General features: G+C 68.1%; 17 protein-coding genes. 6 read left to right on the top strand and 11 right to left on the bottom strand.

Translation table 11 applies throughout. The features are described 5' to 3' along the window. The first annotated feature begins 9 nt into the window (after positions 1-9). From asd to FBY21_RS22995, 3 genes are all read left to right on the top strand, one after another. The gene (gene asd, locus FBY21_RS23005) at positions 10-873 is read left to right on the top strand and encodes an archaetidylserine decarboxylase (protein WP_074970556.1); all 864 of its coding nucleotides are present in this window, start codon (positions 10-12) and stop codon (positions 871-873) included. Between the two features lie 191 nt (positions 874-1,064). Continuing rightward, positions 1,065-2,879 (top strand): molecular chaperone, encoded by a 1,815-nt coding sequence (locus FBY21_RS23000; protein ID WP_142013918.1) that lies wholly within the window; start codon positions 1,065-1,067, stop codon positions 2,877-2,879. A gap of 63 nt (positions 2,880-2,942) precedes the next feature. Then, entirely contained in the window at positions 2,943-5,012 is a 2,070-nt protein-coding gene (locus FBY21_RS22995; RefSeq protein WP_044401107.1) for an EAL domain-containing protein, read from the top strand. Positions 5,013-5,074: 62 nt separating this feature from the next. Here the strand turns inward: FBY21_RS22995 and serB are convergent, their stop codons facing one another. Next, positions 5,075-6,289, bottom strand: coding sequence for a phosphoserine phosphatase SerB (serB, locus tag FBY21_RS22990; protein WP_142013916.1), 1,215 nt, complete (start codon positions 6,287-6,289; stop codon positions 5,075-5,077). Between the two features lie 133 nt (positions 6,290-6,422). Between serB and FBY21_RS22985 the strand changes: the two genes are divergently transcribed. Both FBY21_RS22985 and FBY21_RS22980 read left to right on the top strand, forming a co-directional pair. Further along, on the top strand, positions 6,423-7,949 hold the full coding sequence (locus FBY21_RS22985) for an AhpA/YtjB family protein (RefSeq protein WP_142013911.1): 1,527 nt from the start codon (positions 6,423-6,425) through the stop codon (positions 7,947-7,949). Positions 7,950-7,972: 23 nt separating this feature from the next. Continuing rightward, positions 7,973-8,521: a metal-dependent hydrolase gene (locus tag FBY21_RS22980; RefSeq protein WP_142013908.1), complete on the top strand. Its 549-nt coding sequence runs from the start codon at positions 7,973-7,975 to the stop codon at positions 8,519-8,521. A 73-nt stretch (positions 8,522-8,594) separates the two neighbouring features. Here FBY21_RS22980 and FBY21_RS22975 read toward each other — a convergent pair whose 3' ends face one another. The 9 genes from FBY21_RS22975 to FBY21_RS22935 form a co-directional block, all read right to left on the bottom strand. Further along, positions 8,595-9,311: a membrane integrity-associated transporter subunit PqiC gene (locus tag FBY21_RS22975; protein WP_044401095.1), complete on the bottom strand. Its 717-nt coding sequence runs from the start codon at positions 9,309-9,311 to the stop codon at positions 8,595-8,597. Positions 9,312-9,468: 157 nt separating this feature from the next. Further along, positions 9,469-11,727, bottom strand: a complete 2,259-nt coding sequence (gene parC / locus FBY21_RS22970) for a DNA topoisomerase IV subunit A (RefSeq protein WP_074970568.1) — start codon at positions 11,725-11,727, stop codon at positions 9,469-9,471. A gap of 7 nt (positions 11,728-11,734) precedes the next feature. Continuing rightward, on the bottom strand, positions 11,735-12,259 hold the full coding sequence (locus tag FBY21_RS22965) for a TIGR02281 family clan AA aspartic protease (RefSeq protein WP_044401089.1): 525 nt from the start codon (positions 12,257-12,259) through the stop codon (positions 11,735-11,737). Beyond that, complete coding sequence (locus tag FBY21_RS22960) at positions 12,256-13,239, bottom strand: esterase-like activity of phytase family protein (RefSeq protein ID WP_044401086.1); 984 nt, start codon at positions 13,237-13,239, stop codon at positions 12,256-12,258. Before FBY21_RS22960 ends, FBY21_RS22965 begins: the two co-directional genes overlap by 4 nt. Further along, positions 13,236-15,125 carry a DNA topoisomerase IV subunit B gene (gene parE / locus FBY21_RS22955; protein ID WP_044401084.1) on the bottom strand — a complete coding sequence of 630 codons (1,890 nt, stop codon included), beginning with the start codon at positions 15,123-15,125 and terminating at the stop codon, positions 13,236-13,238. The genes FBY21_RS22960 and parE overlap by 4 nt, the downstream gene beginning before the upstream one ends. Before the next feature lie 14 nt (positions 15,126-15,139). Further along, positions 15,140-15,757: a YqiA/YcfP family alpha/beta fold hydrolase gene (locus FBY21_RS22950; protein WP_142013904.1), complete on the bottom strand. Its 618-nt coding sequence runs from the start codon at positions 15,755-15,757 to the stop codon at positions 15,140-15,142. Between the two features lie 59 nt (positions 15,758-15,816). Then, positions 15,817-16,632, bottom strand: coding sequence for a 3',5'-cyclic-AMP phosphodiesterase (cpdA, locus tag FBY21_RS22945; RefSeq protein WP_074970576.1), 816 nt, complete (start codon positions 16,630-16,632; stop codon positions 15,817-15,819). A 119-nt stretch (positions 16,633-16,751) separates the two neighbouring features. After that, entirely contained in the window at positions 16,752-17,207 is a 456-nt protein-coding gene (locus tag FBY21_RS22940) for a DUF1249 domain-containing protein (RefSeq protein WP_069560628.1), read from the bottom strand. Continuing rightward, positions 17,198-17,815: an NUDIX domain-containing protein gene (locus FBY21_RS22935; protein WP_044401072.1), complete on the bottom strand. Its 618-nt coding sequence runs from the start codon at positions 17,813-17,815 to the stop codon at positions 17,198-17,200. The genes FBY21_RS22940 and FBY21_RS22935 overlap by 10 nt, the downstream gene beginning before the upstream one ends. A 180-nt stretch (positions 17,816-17,995) precedes the next feature. Between FBY21_RS22935 and FBY21_RS22930 the strand changes: the two genes are divergently transcribed. After that, complete coding sequence (locus FBY21_RS22930) at positions 17,996-18,745, top strand: RsiV family protein (protein ID WP_142013901.1); 750 nt, start codon at positions 17,996-17,998, stop codon at positions 18,743-18,745. Here the strand turns inward: FBY21_RS22930 and cytX are convergent. Beyond that, positions 18,714-20,003 (bottom strand): putative hydroxymethylpyrimidine transporter CytX, encoded by a 1,290-nt coding sequence (cytX, locus tag FBY21_RS22925; RefSeq protein ID WP_142016583.1) that lies wholly within the window; start codon positions 20,001-20,003, stop codon positions 18,714-18,716. The genes FBY21_RS22930 and cytX overlap by 32 nt on opposite strands. Positions 20,004-20,076: the final 73 nt, after the last annotated feature.

Below are 20,076 nucleotides of genomic sequence, written 5' to 3'. Positions count from 1 at the left end.
GGAAAGACCATGAAAGAACGCCTGTTCATCATCAGCCAGTACCTGCTCCCCCATCACCTGCTCTCGCGCCTGGCCGGGTGCGTGGCCGAATGCCGCATCCGCTGGTTCAAGAACGCCTTCACCGCCTGGTTCGCCCGCCGCTACCAGGTGAACATGAACGAAGCGCTGGTCGAGGACCTCACTGCCTACGAGCATTTCAACGCCTTCTTCACCCGCGCACTCAAGGACGGTGCACGCCCGCTGGACAGCACCCCCGGCGCCATCCTCTGCCCCGCCGACGGCGCGGTCAGCCAGCTCGGCCCGATCGAGCACGGCCGCATCTTCCAGGCCAAGGGCCACAGCTTCAGCGTGCTGGAGCTGCTGGGCGGTGACGCCGAACGTGCTGCGCCCTTCATGGGCGGTGACTTCGCCACCATCTACCTGTCGCCCCGCGACTACCACCGCGTGCACGCCCCGCTGGCCGGCACCCTCCGTGAAATGGTCTACGTGCCGGGGCGCCTGTTCTCCGTGAACCAGAGCACCGCCGAGAACGTACCGGAGCTGTTCGCCCGCAACGAGCGCGTGGTCTGCCTGTTCGACACCGAGCGCGGGCCGATGGCCGTGGTACTGGTGGGCGCGATGATCGTCGCCTCCATCGAGACCGTCTGGGCCGGCCTGGTGACGCCGCCCAAGCGCGAGCTGAAGACCTTCCGCTACGACGAAGCCGCACGCGCCCCGATCAGCCTGGAAAAAGGCGCCGAGCTGGGTCGATTCAAGCTCGGCTCCACCGCCATCGTGCTCTTCGGGCCCGAGCAGATCCGCTGGGCCGAAGGCCTGGCCGCCGGTAGCGCGGTGAGCATGGGCCAGCTCCTGGCACTGCCGAAGGAAGCCTGACCGCCAGGCCCTGGGACGTTGAACGCGCGGCCACCTGGCCTGGTCCAACGTCCCAAAGCCCGCTCGACATGCCCGTCCGCGCGATACCGCCACCGGCCTCTCGTTAGGCTGCGGCGACCCGATGATGCTGCTAGAGTGCGAGAGACCGTTCCCACACGCCTGGCCCGTTGCTGTTGGAGTACCCGAGTTACATGGACAAGCAGAGTCCCCACCTGTTATTGCGTGTTCCGACTCCGAGCAAGCAGAGCCTGTCCCTCTGTGAAGCTACGCCCCGCGATATCAAGCGCTGGATCTCCCTGCTGCCCAAGGCCAACATCGGCGAGACTGCCCGTCAGCTCTACCAGGCGCTGGTGGAGCTGAACCAGCTCATCACCCCCAGCGACAACCGCCTGCACCTGCTGGAGCTGATCCGTCCCGAGGTGTACTTCGTCTGCCAGCACCTCGAACGCCATTTCCTCAACCAGGCCATCGTCCTCGATGAACGTCCGCGCAAGGTGGCCAACCTGTGCCAGGCCCTGCAGAACCACCTGGCCATCGGCTACAAGCAGATCGTCGTGCAGGAAGCCCAGCGCCAGGCCCGCGACGGCCAGCAACTGCTGACCATCGCCCTGCAGCGCGCCATGCACAGCCTCAACTCCGCCCTCATCCGCGCCAGCCAGCTGTACTGCCCGGTTCCGGAAGGCCTGTGGCTGGAACTGCACCAGCTCTACCAACTGGCCAGCAGCCGGCAGGTTCACCGCGTCGTCGTGCGCGACGGCCTGGCCCGCCACACCGAAGGCCTGAGCGTCGAACAGACCTACCTGGTCGCCCTGCTGCTGGGCTGCGCCCGCTGCAACCAGATGCGCCAGAACAACATCGCAAAGCTCGCCGAAGTGCTGGAGCCCTGGAGCGCACTGGTGCGCCTGCAAGGCGCCGAACTGGCCTCCAGCCTGTTCGCCGTCGCGCCGCAGGTCGACGGCCCGCCCCGCTACAAATCGCTGTTCCAGGCCAGTGAAATGGCAGGCCTGCTGGGCATCGACCCGCTGCCGCTGGTGGATGCGATCAAGCACTACCTGACCCTCGCTACCGAGGACCGCGCCCAGGCGCGCCTGCTGGTACCGGAAGGCATCAGCGTCGACCTCCTGCAGCACCTCAGCTCCGCCTGGGGCGACATCTCCGAGCGCACCTTCCAGCGCACGCCCGGGCGCGGCGCGCTGACCCTCTGCATTGGCATGAGCGCCCTGCACTTCTTCCTCTCCGGCAAGCAGCCGTTCGGCGCGATCCTGAAGATCAAGGAAGCCGGCCAAGCGGTCTTCAAGGCGATCAACAAGGACGAAGGCGACGTCTGGAACACCGCCTTCGACGCCCAGCCGCAGAACTGGGACGAAGGCCTGCCCTACGAGGAAATCCAGTACAGCAAGCCGGTCACACCCGGCGATACCAGCACCCAGCCAGAACCCACGGCCAGCGGCGAGAACTACCCGACCTTCGAACTGACCATCGTCAACCACAGCCCCGGCGGCTACTGCCTCAGCTGGCCCAAGGAGGTCCCCAGCCAGCTCCAGGCCGGCGAACTGCTCGGCGTGCAGGACGCCCCCAGCCAGGGCTGGAGCGTTGCCGTGGTGCGCTGGATCCGCCAGGTACGCGGCGGCGGCACCCAGATGGGCATCGAGCTGATCGCTCCCCACGCCCAGCCGTGCGGCCTGCAGCTGCTGCGCAAGGCCGACCAGCACAGCCAGTACCTGCGGGCACTGCTGCTCCCCGAGATCTCGGCCATCTCCCGCCCGGCGACCCTGATCACGCCGCGCCTGCCGTTCCAGGAAGGCAACAAGGTGCAGATCAACATCCACGGCGACGAACGCCGTGCCGTCCTCACCAGCCGACAGACCTCGACCGGCAGCTTCAGCCAGTTCGAATACCGTCCGTTCGAGCAGCCGACGGAGCAGCACGGGAAGCCTGTCACAGCTTCGGGAGAGCGCGGATCGGGTGGGGACGAAGACTTTGACTCGCTCTGGAAGTCGCTGTAGATTCCCCAGCCACTCCCATTTGTCGCCATTTAGCGCCCGTTCGGCGCGGTCTAAGCACACGCCATGGCAATCGAGAAGAAAACCATCCGTCTGCTGATCCTGGAAGACTCGCAGAACGAAGCCGAGCGCCTGGTCAGCCTTTTCCGTAACGCCGGACGCGCCACCCGTGTCCATCGCCTGGTGTCCAGCGAAGACCTCGCCGAAGCCCTCCAGCAGACCTGGGACCTGCTCATCGCAGCCCCCGAGAGCGAGAACCTCTCCCCCGGCGAAGCCCTCGGTGCGATCCGCCGCCAGTCCAAGGACATCCCCTTCATCCAGCTGGTGCAGGACAACGACCCGGACCTCGTCACCGAAGCCCTGGCCCTCGGCGCCCAGGATGCGGTGCCCCAAGGAGAGGATGAGCGCCTGGTGCTGGTGGCCAATCGCGAACTGGCCAACCTCGAGGAACGTCGCGCCCGCCGCGCCGCCGAGGTGAGCCTGCGCGAAGCCGAGAAGCGCTGCCAGCTGCTGCTGGACAGCTCCGTGGACGCCATCACCTACGTCCACGACGGCATGCACATCTATGCCAACCGCGCCTACGTCGAGATGTTCGGCTATGAAGATGCCGACGAGCTTGAAGGCATGCCGATGATCGACCTGATCACCGGCGACGACCAGGCCGCGTTCAAGGACTTCCTCAAGAACTACCGAGACGGCGAAGGCAACAGCGAACTCACCTGCTCCGGCTGCAAGGTCGACGGCCAGGCGTTCCAGGCCCGCATGAGCTTCTCCCCCGCCACCTACGATGGCGAACCCTGCATCCAGGTGGTGATCCGCGCCGAAGTCGCCAGCGCCGAACTGGAAGAGAAGCTGCGCGAGATCAGCAGCCAGGACCTGGTCACCGGCCTTTTCAACCGCAACCACTTCACCGAGCTGATGGATGCCGCCGCCGAGCGCGCCGTCAACGCCGGGCAGCCCGCGAGCCTCGCCTACATCCGTGTCGACCGCTACTCCGCCCTGCAGGCGGACATCGGCATCGGTGGCAGCGACCTGGTGCTGACCGACCTGGCCAACCTGCTGCGCACCCACTTCCCGGCCGACGCCCAGCTCGCCCGCTTCAGCGACGACGTCTTCAGCGTGTTGCAACCCGGCCTCAGCCCGGAGCAGGCTCGCGACGGCCTCCAGGCCTTGCGCAAGAAAGTCGAAGGCCACCTGTTCGACGTCAGCGGCCGCACCGCCCAGCTGACCCTGTCCATCGGCGTCGCCGGCCTCAACGAGACCACGCCGCGTGCGGAAGAGGTCATCGACCGCGCCCACCGTTGTGCCGATGAAATCACCGACGGCAACGACGTGCGCCTGTACGACCCCGCCAGCGAACTGGCCGCCGCCGCCAGCCGCGGCAACCTGGTGGCCATGGTCCAGCAGGCGCTGGAAACCAACAGCTTCCGCCTGCTGTTCCAGCCCATCATCAGCCTGCGTGGCGACAGCCACGAGCACTACGAAGTGCTGCTGCGCCTGCTCAGCCCCCAGGGCGAGGAAGTGCCGCCGGCCGAGTTCCTCGGCGCCGCGCGGGAAGCCGGTCTGGCCGAGAAGATCGACCGCTGGGTGATCCTCAACTCGGTCAAGCTGCTGTCCGAGCACCGCGCCAAGGGTCACAGCACCCGCCTGTTCGTGCACCTGTCCGGCTCCAGCCTGCAAGACCAGACCCTGCTGCCCTGGCTGAGCGTCGCCCTCAAGGCCGCGCGCCTGCCTTCCGACGCGCTGATCTTCCAGTTCAGCGAGCCCGACGCCATCGCCTACCTGAAGCAGGCCAAGGCCCTGACCCAGGGCCTGGCAGAACTTCACTGCAAGGTGGCGCTGAGCCAGTTCGGCTGCGCGCTGAACCCCTTCAACACCCTCAAGCACCTGAACATCGACTTCGTGAAGGTCGACGGTTCCTTCACCCAGGACCTGGGCAAGGCCGAGAACCAGGAAGCACTGAAGACCCTGCTGGCCAGCCTGCACGCCCAGGCCAAGCTGACCATCGTGCCCTTCGTCGAGAGCGCCAGCGTGCTGGCCACCCTCTGGCAGGCCGGGGTCAACTACATCCAGGGCTACTACCTGCAGGGCCCCAGCCAGTCGATGGACTACGACTTCTCCTCCGGAGACGAGTAAGCCTTCAGCCACACACGAAAAAGCCGCCCTCGGGCGGCTTTTTCATACCTGGATGGCCGGACTCAGTCCTGGCCGTCGCGGTCGCGGAACCCCAGCAGGTAGAGGATGCCGTCCAGCCCCAGGGTGGAGATGGCCTGCTTGGCCGACTGCTTGACCAGCGGCTTGGCACGGAAGGCCACGCCCAGGCCGGCCAGGCCCAGCATCGGCAGGTCGTTGGCGCCGTCGCCCACGGCGATGGTCTGCTCCAGGCGCAACCCCTCGCGCTCGGCCAGCTCGCGCAGCAGGTCAGCCTTGCGCTGGGCGTCGACGATGGGCTCCACCGCCACGCCAGTCAGCTTGCCGTCGACGATCTGCAGCTCGTTGGCGAACACGTAGTCGATGCCCAGCTTGACCTGCAGCTGCTTGGCGAAATAGGTGAAGCCCCCGGAGAGGATCGCGGTCTTGTAGCCCAGGCGCTTGAGCTCGGCGAACAGCGTCTCGGCGCCCTCGGTCAGGCGTAGGGAGGCACCGATTTCCTGCAGCACGTCTTCGGAAAGCCCCTTGAGCAGCCCCAGGCGCTCCTTGAAGCTGGCGCGGAAATCCAGCTCGCCGCGCATCGCACGCTCGGTGATCTCGGCCACCTGATCGCCCACCCCGGCCGCCTTGGCCAGTTCGTCGATGACCTCCGCCTCGATCAGCGTCGAGTCCATGTCGAACACCGCCAGGCGGCGGTTGCGGCGGAACACCGAATCGCGCTGGAAGGCGATGTCGACGTTCAGCTCCTGGGCCACGCTGAGGAACTCGGCCCGCAGCGCTGCCGGGTCGGCCGGCTCACCGCGCACGGAGAACTCGATGCAGCCCTTGCCCTGGCTGTCGGGCATGTCCAGTGGCATGCGCCCGGACAGGCGGTCGATGTGGTCGATGTTCAGGTCGTACTTCGCGGTGATGGCGCTGACACGCTGCAGCTGTTCGGCGGTGACCTTGCGGGTCAGCAGGGTGACGATGTGGCGGGCCTTGCCCTGGCCGCCGACCCAGGTCTGGTAGTCGGCTTCCGACACCGGCGTGAAGCGCACCTGCTGGTCCAGCTTGTAGGCGGTGAACAGCACGTCCTTCAGCACCGACGAGGCCTGCTCGGTCCCGGGGATCTCCACCAGGATGCCGAACGACAGGGTGTCGTGGATGACGGCCTGGCCGATGTCGAGGATGTTGACGCCACCCTGCGCCAGGACGCCGGTGATCGCCGCGGTCAGACCGGGCCGATCCTCACCGGTGATGTTGATCAGGACTATTTCGCGCAAGGCGCACCTCCTGCAGTGGAAAAGGCGCACATTCTACCCACTTTCCCGGCCCGGCGAGCATGCCGGCCGCTTTGCCCTGCGGGGGGCGCTCGCTATACTGCGCCCCAATTCCGTCCGAGAAGAGCCGAGCTCTGTGAACCGGCCCACGTCCGTCAAACCCGACAACTTCTTCCTGCTGATCTTCAACGCCCTGCGCCAGCGCCGTGTGCCGATCGCCTTGCGCATCGCCAGCCACAGCCTGCTCCTGGTTGCCCTGGCGCTGGTGATCTACGCCTGGGTGATGGGCATGCAGTTCCGCCAGGCCATGCAGCAGCAGGCCGACGCCCTCGGCCAGAGCCTCACCGCGCAGACGGCCGCGTCCGCCACCGAGCTGCTGGTGTCCAACGACATCCTCAGCCTCAACGTCCTGCTCAACAACCTGGTGAAGAACCCGCTGGTGGCCCACGCCGCCATCTACAGCGTGGACAACCGCATCCTCGCCGAGGCCGGCTCGCGGCCCAAGCAAGGCCTGCTGGGCGAAACCACCGGGCTGTACTCCACCCCCATCACCTTCCAGGAAGTCATCGCCGGGCACCTGCGCCTGAGCCTGGACATGCAGCAGTTCCAGCAGCCGATGACCATCAGCCTGCAGAGCATGGGCCTGTTGAGCCTCATCCTGCTGGCCCTGACGCTGTCCCTCAGCCTGCGCCTGGGTCGCCACCTGTCCACGCCGCTGCTGCAACTGCGGGTGTGGCTGCGTGACCCGGACGACCCCGCCCCCGGTGCCGGTCGCCAGGACGAGCTGGGCGACCTCGCTCGCCAGCTCCAGGCCCGCCTGGTGCCGGAGAAGCCCGAGCCGGAACCCGAGCCCGAGCCGGACTACCCGGAACTCGAAGATGAAGACCTCCAGCCCGAGCCGGGCCTGGAAGACGAAGAAGACGGCTTCGAGGTCCGCGACCTGCGCGACACCCGCTACGACGTCGAGGACGAGCTGCCCAGCCGCCTGTTCACCCCGGACAATGACGACCCCTTCGCCGAACTGCGTCCGGTGGAGGAGCCTCCCCGTGCGCCGGCCGTCGAGCCACCCGCACCGGTGCAACCCAGCGTGCCCCAGCGCAGCGCCGTGCTCGCAGTGCAACTGGGCGCCCAGGACCAGCTGCGCCGCCTGCCGCGCTCGCGCCTGCTGGACCTGCTGCAACGCTACCGCGACTGCCTCGACCAGGCTGCCACCCTCTACCAGGGCGAGCTGCACACCCTCAACGACGGCAGCAGCCTGATGCTGTTCCACAGCCTCGACAGCGGCGAGGACCACCTCACCCATGCGCTGTGCTGCGGCGAGCTGCTGCGTGCCCTGGGCCACGCCCTGCAGATCGAGGTGGCCGACAGCGGCATCACCCTCCAGCTGCAGCTGGGCCTGACCCTCGGCGACAGCCTGGCCGGCATGAGCCAAGGCGACCTGCTGCTGGACGACGTGACCCAGGCCGCCCTCGCCCTCAGCCAGCACAGCCGCAACCTGCTGCTGGTGGACCGCGCCATCGCCGATGACGCGCTGGTGCGCCAGCGAGCGCGTGTGCGCGCCATCGCCAGCCCCGAAGGCGCCTGCTGCGTCGAGCGCCTGCTGGAACCCTACCCTTCGCTGCTGGAACGCCAGCTGGCCCGCATGCACGAAGCCCGGCACTGAGCCGGGCGCCACGGAACGGCAACATGACCACACTGATCACCCATCCCCTGCCGGTGCTCGCCGTGGGCATCGCCCTGGGCAGCCGGGTCATTCCCCCGCGCCTGCTGCTGGCCGGCCTGATTGCCGCCTGCCTGCCGGACGCCGACGTGCTCGCCTTCAAGCTGGGCATCGCCTATGCCGATGCCTTCGGCCACCGGGGATTCAGCCATTCGCTGCTGTTCGCCGCGCTCTGCGCCGCACTGGCCGCCCTGCTCTGTCGCCCGCTGCGCTGCGGTCCCCTGAAGTCGGGCCTGTTCGTCGGCCTGGCGGCCCTCAGCCACAGCGCCCTGGACGCACTCACCAACGGCGGCCTGGGTGTCGCCTGGTTCTGGCCATGGAGCCAGGAGCGCTACTTCCTGCCCTGGCGCCCCATCGAGGTCTCGCCCTTCATCAAGGGCTTCTTCAGCGCCCGCGGCCTGGCCGTGCTGGCTTCGGAAGCCCACTGGGTCTGGTTGCCCTGCCTGGCTGTCGCGCTGTCCGGCTTCACCCTGCGCCACCTGCTGCTGCGCTCGCCGCAACGCGACCACGCCTGAACGCCTGGCTGAAATGAAAAACGCCGCGCTCCCTGGGGATGCGCGGCGTTTTCACAGGTGGAACGGCACACCGCTAGAAGCGGAACACCTCCACATCGGTACGCACCGGAGCCGCCATCGGGATCTTCGGTTGCGCCGGCTCCCGGCTGTTGCGCGCGGGCGCGGGACTGGGCTTGCGCGTCTCCCCGGCAGCGGGCGCGGAGGCCTGGCCCTCCAGGGGTTTCACGGCGCCCGCGAGTTGCTCGGCCAGTTGCTGCAGCAACTGGCTCTGGGCGCGAACCTGATCGCCCGCCGAACCGTCATGGGGCTGCTCCAGGCGCACCAGGCGGCTGTCACGCAGTTGGCCGGCCTTGTCCAGCACCCGCCACTGGGCTTCCAGCACCGCCGGGCGCTGGGGGCCGGAGTCCAGGCGGTTGATGCTCAGCAGCACCTGGGCATCCGGGGTGAAACCCGGGTTGGCAGGGGCCAGCACCAGGCGCTGGCTGTCCAGGCGCCAGGCCAGTTGGCGCAGCAGAAGCTGGTCGATGTCGCCGGCCAGGCTGCCGGCCCAGCGCCCCTCGGTGGAGGCGGTCAGGCTGCCGTCGGGCTGGCGTTGCAGAAGGGTTTCGCGCTGCAGGTAGTCCGCCACGGACACTGGGCCCAGCAGCACGGCCATGCCGGCAGCCTGGGAGGGCAGCTCGGAGTTGCCGGTCTCCAGCTGGTAGAGCGGCGCGGGTGGGGTGTGGACGCAACCCGCCAGCCCCAGGAGGCTGGTCAGCAGCGCCAGGAGTGGAAGTCGTACGACGTTCATCTGTCTGCTCTTCCGGGCCGCACGCGGCGGCCCTGTTCGAATTCATCTCGGGGCGCCCGCCATGGCGGGGCCGTCAGGGGGCACTATCATCCGCCAATGCGGCGGACGACTCCAGCCTCGCGCGTCGAATGGCAGGCGCCAAGGCGCCGCCGGGCGGTCAGCCCGGCAGCTCCACCTGCAGTGCATCGACCCGCTGGAAGCCACGGGGCAGCTTGTTGCCACGCCGTCCGCGCTCGCCCTTGTAGTGCTCCAGGTCGTCGGCCTTGAGCGACAGCGTGCGCTTGCCGGCCTGCAACACCAGGGTGGCGCCAGCGGGCAGCACGGCCAGGTCGGCCAGGTATTCCTCGCGGCTGGCAACGCGCTCGCCGGGGATGCCGATGATCTTGTTGCCCTTGCCCTTGGCCAGCTGCGGCAGGTCCGCAACCTTGAACAGCAGCAGGCGCCCTTCGGTGGTCACGGCGGCGAGGCAGTCCTCCTCCAGGCTGCCGAGAGGACGCGGCGCCATCACCCGCGAACCTTCCGGCAGGCTGACCAACGCCTTGCCGGCCTTGTTCTTGGCCTGCAGGTCGGCGCCCTTGACCACGAAGCCGTAGCCCGCGTCCGAGGCGATCACGTAGAGCGCGTCGTCGTCCGGCAGCAGTACGCATTCGAAGGTGGCCCCCGGCGGCGGCGTCAGGCGGCCGGTGAGCGGCTCGCCCTGGCCACGGGCGGACGGCAGCGAATGCGCCGCCAGGGAGTAACTGCGGCCGGTGGAGTCGATGAACACCGCGAACTGGTTGGAGCGGCCCGGCGCAGAGGCCTTGAAGCCGTCGCCCGCCTTGTAGGAAAGCCCGGTGGCGTCGATGTCGTGGCCCTTGGCGCAGCGCACCCAGCCCTTCTCCGAGAGCACCACGGTGACCGGCTCGGTGGGCATCAGTTCGGTTTCCGACAGGGCGCGGGCCTCGGCACGGGCGACGATCGGCGAGCGGCGCGCATCGCCGTAGGTCTCGGCGTCCTTGATCAGCTCCTCGCGCACCAGTTTCTTCAGCTTGGCGTCGCTGCCCAGCAGGGCCAGCAGCTTCTTCTGTTCCTTCAGCAGCTCGTCCTGCTCGCCACGGATCTTCATCTCTTCCAGGCGGGCCAGTTGGCGCAGACGGGTGTCGAGGATGTAGTCGGCCTGGGCTTCGCTGAGCTGGAAGCGCTCCATCAGCACTGGCTTGGGCTGGTCCTCGGTGCGGATGATGTGGATCACCTCGTCGAGGTTGAGGAAGGCGATCAGCAAGCCATCCAACAGGTGCAGGCGCTTCTCCACCTTGTCCAGGCGGAACTGCAGGCGGCGGCGCACAGTGCCGACGCGGTAGGTCAGCCACTCGGTGAGCAGGGTGCGCAGGTCCTTGACCTGGGGACGCCCGTCGAGGCCGATGACGTTCATGTTGACCCGGTAGCTGGACTCCAGGTCGGTGGTGGCGAACAGGTGCTGCATCAGCTCGTCGGCATCCACGCGGTTGGAGCGCGGGATGATGACGATGCGGGTGGGGTTCTCGTGGTCCGACTCATCGCGCAGGTCGGCCACCATGGGCAGCTTCTTGGCCTGCATCTGCGCGGCGATCTGCTCCAGCACCTTGGCGCCGGAGACCTGATGGGGCAGCGCGGTGACGACGATGTCGCCGTCCTCGACGCGGTACACGGCGCGCATGCGCACCGAGCCACGGCCCGTTTCGTAGATCTTCAGCAGGTCGGCACGCGGGGTGATGACCTCCGCCTCGGTGGGGAAGTCCGGGCCGAGCACGTGTTCGCAGAGCTGCTCGACCGTGGCCGAGGGCTCGTCCAGCAGGTGCACGCAGGCACTGGCCACTTCCCGCAGGTTGTGCGGCGGCACGTCGGTGGCCATGCCCACGGCGATGCCGGTGGTGCCGTTGAGCAGCAGGTTGGGCAGGCGCGCCGGAAGGGTCAGGGGCTCCTGCATGGTGCCGTCGAAGTTGGGGCCCCAGTCCACGGTGCCCTGGCCCAGTTCGGAGAGCAGCACCTCGGCATAACGGGACAGCCGCGCTTCGGTGTAGCGCATGGCGGCGAAGGACTTGGGATCGTCCGGCGCACCCCAGTTGCCCTGGCCGTCCACCAGCGTGTAGCGGTAGCTGAAGGGTTGGGCCATCAGCACCATGGCTTCGTAGCAGGCGGAGTCGCCGTGGGGGTGGTACTTGCCGAGCACGTCGCCCACGGTACGGGCGGACTTCTTGTGCTTGGAGTCGGCATCCAGGCCCAGCTCGCTCATGGCGTAGATGATGCGCCGCTGCACGGGCTTCAGGCCGTCGCCGATGTGCGGCAGGGCGCGATCCATGATCACGTACATGGAGTAGTTCAGGTAGGCCTGCTCGGTGAACTCGGCCAGGGAACGGCGTTCCACGCCTTCCAGGGAGAGATCGAGGGTTTCGCTCATGCGTGCCTCACGGTGTCAGGTGTTGGCGCAGCACCAGGGTGCCGTCGCGCTGTGTGAATTCGAGTTGCTTGAGGGCGCTCATGCCGAGCAGCACCTCGTCGCCATCCATGCCGGGGGCGATGATGGCGGGCACCTGGGCAAGGTGGATGTCGCCCAGCTGCAGCTCGTCCAGATGGGTGCGATGGCCGGTGGTGCGGCCATTCGCGGTACTCAGGGTGATGGGCTCGCCGCGCTTGAGCGCCAGGCGCCGGGCCAGCGCTTCAGGTACGGCAACGGCGGTGGCGCCGGTGTCCAGCAGAAAGGTCACGGCCTGCCCATCGATACGGCCATTGGCGAGGTAATGCCCCTGGCTGCCACTGGCCAGGCGCACTTCCACATAGCCATCGCCACGGGTGGAGGTGGGCGCCTGGTTGGGATTGCGCTTGCCGTCTTCCCAGCGTCCGAAGAAGTGTGTGGCCAGGAGCATGGCAATGCCCCAGGCGAGCACCAGCATCACCCGGCCCACACGCTTGCCCGGCGCCTGCTGGGTCATGGTGCTTCCCAGCCTCCGGTCGGCTTGGCAAAGCGCCACACGATCGGGCGCGACTCGCCGTCGGCGCGCACGCTGGAGCCGTTGTCGACGCCGATCCAGGCGCCGTCGGCGTCGACCACCAGCGCCTCGGCCATGCCCCAGTCCACGTCATAGCGACGGGGCTCGGTGAGGGCTTCGGCAGCGAACGACCAGCAGCGCTCCACCAGGCCCTTGGCCGGATCGCGGCGGCAGACCTTATGGGCATGGCGCTCCAGGGTGAACAGCTTGCCCTTGTACAGCGACAGGTCGGCGAAGTCCTTGGCCATCGGCACCGCACGCCCCAGGGTCGGCGGCGGGGTGTCCTCGCCGGCCTCGCTGAAGATCACGCAGCCCCCGGAGCACGACCAGGTGGACTGCTTGCGGTGCACCACCATCAGCCCACGGCGCTCGCGTTCGGCGGCCAGCCACAGGCGCTCCCCGGCGGGGTCGATGGCGATCCCTTCGAGCAGCGCATTGAAGTGCAGCAGCATGCCGCTGGCGCGGGCCTGGCGGACCAGGCTGTCCGGCAGGCGCAGCCAGTCGGCGGTGCCTTCCGGGCGAACCTGCAGCACGGCGGCATGGGCTTCGCTGAGCAGGTAGCGGTTGCCGGCGGCATCACAGGTGATGCCTTCCAGGTCCAGTTCGTTGCCACGGAACAGGTTCATGAACCAGGTGCGCGTGCGCACGCCCCAGGGCAGGCCGCTGGGCGGCGGCGGCGGCGCCTCGAAGGCTTCCGCGCGCGCCTGCAGGACGCCATCCACCGGTTCCAGCACGAACAGACGGTCATCCACCCGGTCGGACACGCTCTGCAGCGCCTTGCCGCAGACTGCCAGGCCGGACAGGTTGCCGCCGTCCATGCCCGCCACCGGGTACTCGGCCACCAGCCGCAGCTCTTCCACCGGGGCAGCGGCCCACAACGACGGGGCGGACAGCAGCAGGGCGAGGAACAGGCCCGCCCTCACACCTGGACCTCGACCAGGTTGCCCTTGGATTCGAGCCAGCTCTTGCGGTCGCTGGCGCGTTTCTTGGCCAGCAGCATGTCCATCATCTCGTGGGTCAGGCTGCCGTCGTCGAGGGTCAGCTGCACCAGGCGCCGGGTGTTCGGGTCCATGGTGGTTTCGCGCAGCTGCAGCGGGTTCATCTCGCCCAGGCCCTTGAAGCGGGTGACCTGGGGCTTGCCACGCTTCTTCTCGGCCGCCATGCGGTCGAGGATGCCGTCGCGCTCGGCGTCGTCGAGGGCGTAGTGGACCTCCTTGCCCAGGTCGATGCGGTACAGCGGCGGCATGGCGACGTAGACGTGGCCGGCTTCCACCAGCGGGCGGAAGTGACGCACGAACAGGGCGCAGAGCAGCGTGGCGATGTGCAGGCCGTCGGAGTCGGCGTCGGCGAGGATGCAGACCTTGCCGTAGCGCAGCTGGGACAGGTCGCTGGAGCCGGGATCGATGCCGATGGCCACGGCGATGTCGTGGACCTCCTGGCTGGCGAGCACTTCGCCGCCGTCGACTTCCCAGGTGTTCAGGATCTTCCCGCGAAGCGGCATGATCGCCTGGAATTCCTTGTCCCGGGCCTGCTTGGCGGAGCCGCCGGCGGAATCACCTTCCACCAGGAACAGCTCGGCACGCATCGGGTCCTGGCCGGCGCAGTCGGCCAGCTTGCCGGGCAGCGCCGGGCCCTGGGTGATCTTCTTGCGCTCGACCTTCTTGCCCGCCTTGAGGCGGCGGCCGGCGTTGCTGATGGCCAGTTCAGCCAGTTGCAGGCCCAGCTCGGGGTGGGCGTTGAGCCAGAGGCTGAAGGCGTCCTTGGCGACGCCGGAGACGAAGGCGGCCGCCTCGCGGGAAGACAGGCGTTCCTTGGTCTGCCCGGAGAACTGCGGGTCCTGCATCTTCATCGAGAGGACGAAGGCGATGCGCTCCCAGATGTCCTCGGGGGCCAGCTTGACCCCGCGTGGCAGCAGGTTGCGGAACTCGCAGAACTCGCGCATGGCGTCCAGCAGGCCCTGACGCAGGCCGTTGACGTGGGTGCCGCCCTGGGCCGTAGGGATCAGGTTGACGTAGCTCTCCTGCAGCGACTCGCCGCCCTCGGGCAGCCACAGCAGGGCCCAGTCCACCGCTTCCTTGTCACCGGCCAGGCTGCCGACGAATGGCTCGTCGGGCAGGCGCAGGTATTCGCTGACGGCGTCCACCAGGTAGGAGCGCAGGCCGTCCTCGTAGTGCCATTCGACGCGCTCGCCGGCGGCCTTGTCCTCGAAGGTGACCAGCAGGCCCGGGCAGAGCACGGCCTTGGCCTTGAGCACGTGCTTCAGCCGGCTGACGGAGAAGCGGTGGGAGTCGAAGTACTTGGCGTCCGGCCAGAAGTGCACGCTGGTGCCGGTGTTGCGCTTGCCGACGGTGCCAATGACTTCCAGGTCGCTGGCCTTGAAGCCATCGGCGAAGGCCATGCGGTATTCGTTGCCCTCACGCTTGACGCGCACCTCCACACGGGTGGACAGGGCGTTCACCACCGAGATGCCCACGCCGTGGAGGCCGCCGGAGAACTGGTAGTTCTTGTTGCTGAACTTGCCGCCGGCATGGAGCTTGGTGAGGATCAGCTCGACGCCGGGCACCCCTTCCTCGGGGTGGATGTCGACGGGCATACCGCGGCCGTCGTCGATCACTTCCAGGGAGTTGTCCTCGTGGAGGATCACCTGGACGCTCTTGGCATGGCCGGCCAGGGCTTCGTCGACGCTGTTGTCGATGACTTCCTGGGCCAGGTGGTTGGGCCGGCTGGTGTCGGTGTACATGCCCGGGCGCTTGCGCACCGGGTCCAGGCCGGAGAGGACTTCAATGGCATCCGCGTTGTAAGTGGCCATGGATTCCCTTTCGTTCAAAGGTCGGAAAAATCGATGTCCCGCCACTGCTGGGCGGGGAAACCGGCATACGCCAGCAGGGCCGGCAAATGGGCGGGGAAGCGCTGGAACCCATGGTCGCCGCCGGCCTCGATGCGCAGGGCACAGGCACGGTAGAAGCGCTCGGCTTCGCGGTAGTCCAGGGTTTCGTCGGCGGTCTGCAGCCAGACCTGGTAGCGGCTGGCGTCCTGCGGAGGTGCCACTTCCAGCGCTGCCAGGGCGTCCACATGGGCCTGGGTCAGCTCCCATTCCTCGCCGCTGTAATAGTTCTTCTGCGGCCCGAGGCGGCCCTCGAACAGCCGGTGCGGGTTCACCGCCGGGTTGATCAGGATGGCCTTGAGCCCGTGCCGCTCCGCAAGGTGGGTCGCATAGTAGCCGCCCAGTGAGCTGCCGACCAGCACCGGCCGGCCCAGCTCGGCGAGGGCCGTCTCCAGCTGTTCGATGGCCTGGCGCGGGCCATGGTGCAGGGCCGGCACGCGCAGCCGCTCGGCCAGCCCCATGCGCTGCATCAGGGCACTGAGCTGGAGGGCCTTGCGGGAGTCGGGTGAGCTGTTGAAGCCGTGGATATAGAGGATGGCGGGGGCGGCGGTGGGCACGTGGCGTCCTGGAGTGTGTGGCTGGCAGTCGTACTTCTTGCCGTGCCTCGGCGCCAAGGTCAATAACCTTTGACGCTGTAGTCCACTTCGAAATCGATTCCGGTGACCCGCGATACGCCGGTCTCCAGGCGGCCATCGCCGTGCAGCCTGAGCCAGCGATAGCCCGGGGCCTCGCCGCCGACCTGGAACTCCTCGCTCCCCGGCGCGAACTGCACGCAGGTGGAAGGCGAGGCCAGCAGGCGTACGCCGTCGCGCAGCTGGTCGAACTCCTGGTGCACATGGCCCCAGAGCACGCCGCGCACATTGCTGAAGCGCGCCAGCACCTCGAACAGGGCGTCCGGGTTGCGGATGCCGATGGGGTCCATCCAGCGGCAGCCGATGGGCACCGGGTGGTGGTGGAAGCTCACCAGCACATGGCGATCGCCGGCTTCGCTCAGCGCCTGCTCCAGCAGGGCCAGCTGGGCGGGCGGGAAATGCCCGGGCACGGCACCGCCGATGGTGGAATCCAGCAGCACCACGCGCCAGGCGGGGAAGTCGATCACCGGTTGCAGCAGGTCGCTGTCGCGGCACACCTGCTCCATCACCTGGACCTCGTCGTGATTGCCGGGGAACCAGCGGCACGGCGCGGGAATGCGGGCACAGAGATCACGGAAATGGACGTAGGACTCGGGACTGCCGTCCTGGGACAGGTCACCCGTGGCCAGCACCAGGTCGATGGCGGGCTGTTCCTCCAGCACCTGGTCGATGACGCGGCTCAGGCTATCGTGCGTATTCATGCCCAGCAGCCGTCCTTCTTCTTCGGCGAAGAGGTGGCTGTCGGACAACTGCACGAGCAGGACCGAAGGAGCAGCGGCGTGGCGGTTCGCGCTGGACAAGACAGTCTCCTGGGGGTGAATGCCACGAATTATGGTGGCACAAGCGTGACGCGGTAAACCCGAGAACCGGGAATGGTTCACAGTTAGCGCGCCCCGGGAGATGGGCGGAAAGAAGTTTCCTACAAGACGACGGGTTCGACTTCGTGACCACAGGCCAGGCAGTGGGACAGCCACTCACCCAGGAAGAGGTTCAGCTGGCTCTTCTCGTCCGGCTGGTGCATGTCGACATTGGGGTAGGGATAGAAGCTGCGCAGGCGCCGTGCGTTCTCGGCGGCGACCACCTCGGCCATGCGCGCGTCGTGGTACACGCGGACCTCCAGCTGCGGGGACGGCAGCCAGGGCAGCGGCAGCTCCTGGCGCACCTTCAGCGTGGTGGTGTAGGGGCATGCCTCCACCACGTCCAGCGCCAACACCCCAAGCAGGTGCTCGCCCTGGCTCAGGGCCACGCGGCGCGAGGCCTGGGCCTCGCGCATCTGGGGCAGCAACCGCATCAGCCGGGCGTAGTTGGCCTCACAGGCGGCTTGCAGCCCGGCCAGGTCCACCCGGTAGCGGTCGCGCAACAGGTTCACGTCCACATCCCCCGTACTTCGTCGCGGTTCAGCGCCAGCCATTGCAGGGCAATGATGGCGGCAGCGTTGATGATGCGCCCCTCGCGCAGGGCGGCCAGGGCATCGGCGAAGGACAGCACGTGGACACGGATGTCCTCCCCCTCCTCCGCCAGGCCGTGTACGCCACCGGCACCCTCTGCGGTGCAACGGCCTACGTACAAATGCACGAATTCGTCGGAGCCACCGGGTGAAGGATAGTAGGCGGTGATGGGCCAGAGGGAAGTCAATGTCAGGTCAGCCTCTTCGACGGCTTCGCGTCGGGCCACCTCTTCCGGTTCCTCGGCCTTGTCGATGAGGCCGGCCACCAGTTCGAGCATCCAGGGGTTCTGGCTCTTCTCCATGGCGCCGACACGGAACTGCTCGATGAGCACCACCTCGTCGCGTTGCGGATCGTAGGGCAGCACGCAGACGGCATCGTGGCGCACGAACAGCTCGCGGCTGAGCTCCGGGCCCATCTGCCCGGAGAACTGCCGATGACGCAGGCGCAGGCGGTCCAGGCGGTAGAAGCCGCGGAAACACACCTCGCGCTCAATCACGTCGATCGCATCAGGGCCGGGTTTGAAGGTGTCTGTCATTGCATCTCGCTCTTTCGGGTGGTTCTGCGTCCGCGCATCCTACTCCGCCGTTTCGGCTTTGCGCAGCCTCTTTGCAGGCGGGCCGGGGACTGGGATCATGCGTCCCCTCCTGCCCGGCGCCGCGAACTCATGGCGCCGGGAACAGTCGAAAACCGCACCGTCCAGCAGACAGCCGATCCGATGACCGATTCCCTCTCCCTGCGCAAAAAACTGGCGCTCGCCGCCTTCACCCTCCTGCTCGGCGCCTGCCAGAGCCTTGCGCCCGACACCGGCCTGAAGGTCGAACGCCAGGCCTGGGAACACCTCAAGCCTGGTTGCCAGGGCGAGAGCTGCCCGCTGGTGAACATCGACGTGGTGCACTTCCCCGACGCACCGGCGCTGGAAAGCCTGGTCACCCGCCGGCTGCTGCAGATGACCCAGGACGCCCCCGGCACACCGCTGCCGGCCTCGCTGGCCTCCTACGAACGGGACTTCCTCGCCCGCGCCGAGCCCGGCTGGGCCAGCTACCTGCAGACCAAGGTACGCGAGCAGCATGACCAACTGACGATCATCGAACTCTCCAGCTACCTGGCCACCGGCGGTGCCCACGGCATGCCGGGGCGCGGCCTCATCACCTACGACCGCAAGCGCGAGCAGGCGCTGACCCTGCGCGACATGCTGCTGCCCGGCCAGGAAGAAGCCTTCTGGAAGCTGGCGGAAGCGGCGCACCAGCGCTGGCTGGCGGCCAACAAGCTGGACCAGGATGCCGACTTCGCCAGCACCTGGCCCTTCCAGCGCACCGAGCACGTGGCTCTGGCCCGTGGCGCGATGCTGCTGAAGTACGACGTCTACAGCATCGCCCCCTACGCCAGCGGACACCCGGAGCTGACCATCCCCTACCCGCAGCTCAACGGCATCCTCAAGCCGGAGTATTTCCCCGGCCGAGGCTGATCCGCCCGAGCCCCCACTGCAGCACGCCGGCCGCCAGCAGCGCCGGCAGGGTCGCCCCCAGCTCCGGCCAGCGGGCGGCCAGCAGGTGGTACAGCGCCACACCGCAGCCCCAGGCCACCAGGGTGTCCCAGCGCAGCACACGGCGCGGCGCCAGCTCCGCACGGCGCTGGCGCAGGATGAAGTGATCCACCAGCACCACGCCGAACAGCGGCGCGAACACCGAGCCGATCAGCAGCAGGAAGTTCTGGTACTCCGCCAGCGGCGCGAAGGCCGCGATCAGGGTGCACAGCACACCGATGGCCAGGGCCAGCTGCTCCACCTTCAGCGGCAGCAGGATGCCCGCCGAAACGGCCGCCGAATGGATGTCGGCAAAGGCCTTCTCCGACTCGTCCAGCAGCACCAGCAACAGCGGAATGCCCATCCCGGCACCGGCCAGGGCCAGCAGCAGGGCGTTGGCATCGCTGCCCTCGGCGAACGCCAGGGTGTAGGCCACGCCCAGACTCATCAGCCACAGGCAGCCGACGAAGAAGCCCAGGGCCGAGCCGACGAACACCCCCGAGCCCCGCCGCCCGAAGCGCGTGTAGTCGGCGATCAGCGGCAGCCAGGACAGCGGCATGGCGATGGCGATGTCGAAGCCCAGGGCAAAGCCCATCGAACCGTCGCCAGCCTTGGCCAGGATGGCGCCCAGGTCCGCACGGCGCAGCAGGTCCCAGGTCAGCCACAGGCAGGCCCCCAGCAGCAGCCAGATGCCCCAGCGCCGCAGGATGCGCCGCACGAAAGCCAACGGGCCGGCCACTGCCAGCAGGGTCGCCAGGCCGCCGAAGACCAGCGTCCAGAGCAGCGGCGAGGTCCAGGCGCCCTGCTCGCCGAAGCTGCGGCTGGCCAGCAGGCTCGCGGCATCGCGCATGACGATGATCTCGAAGGCACCCCAGCCCACCAGTTGCAGCAGGTTGAGCAGCGCCGGCAGGGACGCGCCGGCCGAGCCGAGGCTGAGCTTCATCGCCGCCATGCTCGACAGCCCGGTGTCGCTGCCGATCAGCGCCGCAGCCCCCAGCAGCAGCACACCGACGCCGGTGCCCAGGAGGATCGCCAGCAGCGCATCGCTCCCACCCAGGCCGGGCGCCAGCAGCGCACCGGTCTGCAGCACCATCAGGCCGAGGCCCAGGGAGAACCAGAAGGAAAACAGGTCGCGCGTGCCGAGAACGCGCTGGTCGAAAGCGACCGGGATGGACGGCGAGTAGCGAGGCGAGGTGTTCACGTGGCGGATGCCCTGGTTGGACGGTGGCAAGGATTGGCCCACAAACCGCGAAGCCGGGCATCAGGCCCGGCTT

Source organism: Pseudomonas sp. SLBN-26 (genome assembly GCF_006715895.1).
In the GTDB taxonomy this organism is placed as follows: domain Bacteria; phylum Pseudomonadota; class Gammaproteobacteria; order Pseudomonadales; family Pseudomonadaceae; genus Metapseudomonas; species Metapseudomonas otitidis.
Note: the sequence above shows the minus strand (reverse complement) of the source record. Positions and strands in the feature narration are given on the sequence as shown.

Coding starts and splice junctions, on each gene's coding strand:
- FBY21_RS22965 (WP_044401089.1), bottom strand. CDS start 12,259: ATGACCCAGCAGGCGCCGGGCAAGCGTGTGGGCCGGGTGATGCTGGTG.
- FBY21_RS23000 (WP_142013918.1), top strand. CDS start 1,065: ATGGACAAGCAGAGTCCCCACCTGTTATTGCGTGTTCCGACTCCGAGC.
- FBY21_RS22930 (WP_142013901.1), top strand. CDS start 17,996: ATGACCGATTCCCTCTCCCTGCGCAAAAAACTGGCGCTCGCCGCCTTC.
- FBY21_RS22980 (WP_142013908.1), top strand. CDS start 7,973: ATGACCACACTGATCACCCATCCCCTGCCGGTGCTCGCCGTGGGCATC.
- FBY21_RS22935 (WP_044401072.1), bottom strand. CDS start 17,815: ATGACAGACACCTTCAAACCCGGCCCTGATGCGATCGACGTGATTGAG.
- FBY21_RS22975 (WP_044401095.1), bottom strand. CDS start 9,311: ATGAACGTCGTACGACTTCCACTCCTGGCGCTGCTGACCAGCCTCCTG.
- asd (WP_074970556.1), top strand. CDS start 10: ATGAAAGAACGCCTGTTCATCATCAGCCAGTACCTGCTCCCCCATCAC.
- FBY21_RS22995 (WP_044401107.1), top strand. CDS start 2,943: ATGGCAATCGAGAAGAAAACCATCCGTCTGCTGATCCTGGAAGACTCG.
- parC (WP_074970568.1), bottom strand. CDS start 11,727: ATGAGCGAAACCCTCGATCTCTCCCTGGAAGGCGTGGAACGCCGTTCC.
- parE (WP_044401084.1), bottom strand. CDS start 15,125: ATGGCCACTTACAACGCGGATGCCATTGAAGTCCTCTCCGGCCTGGAC.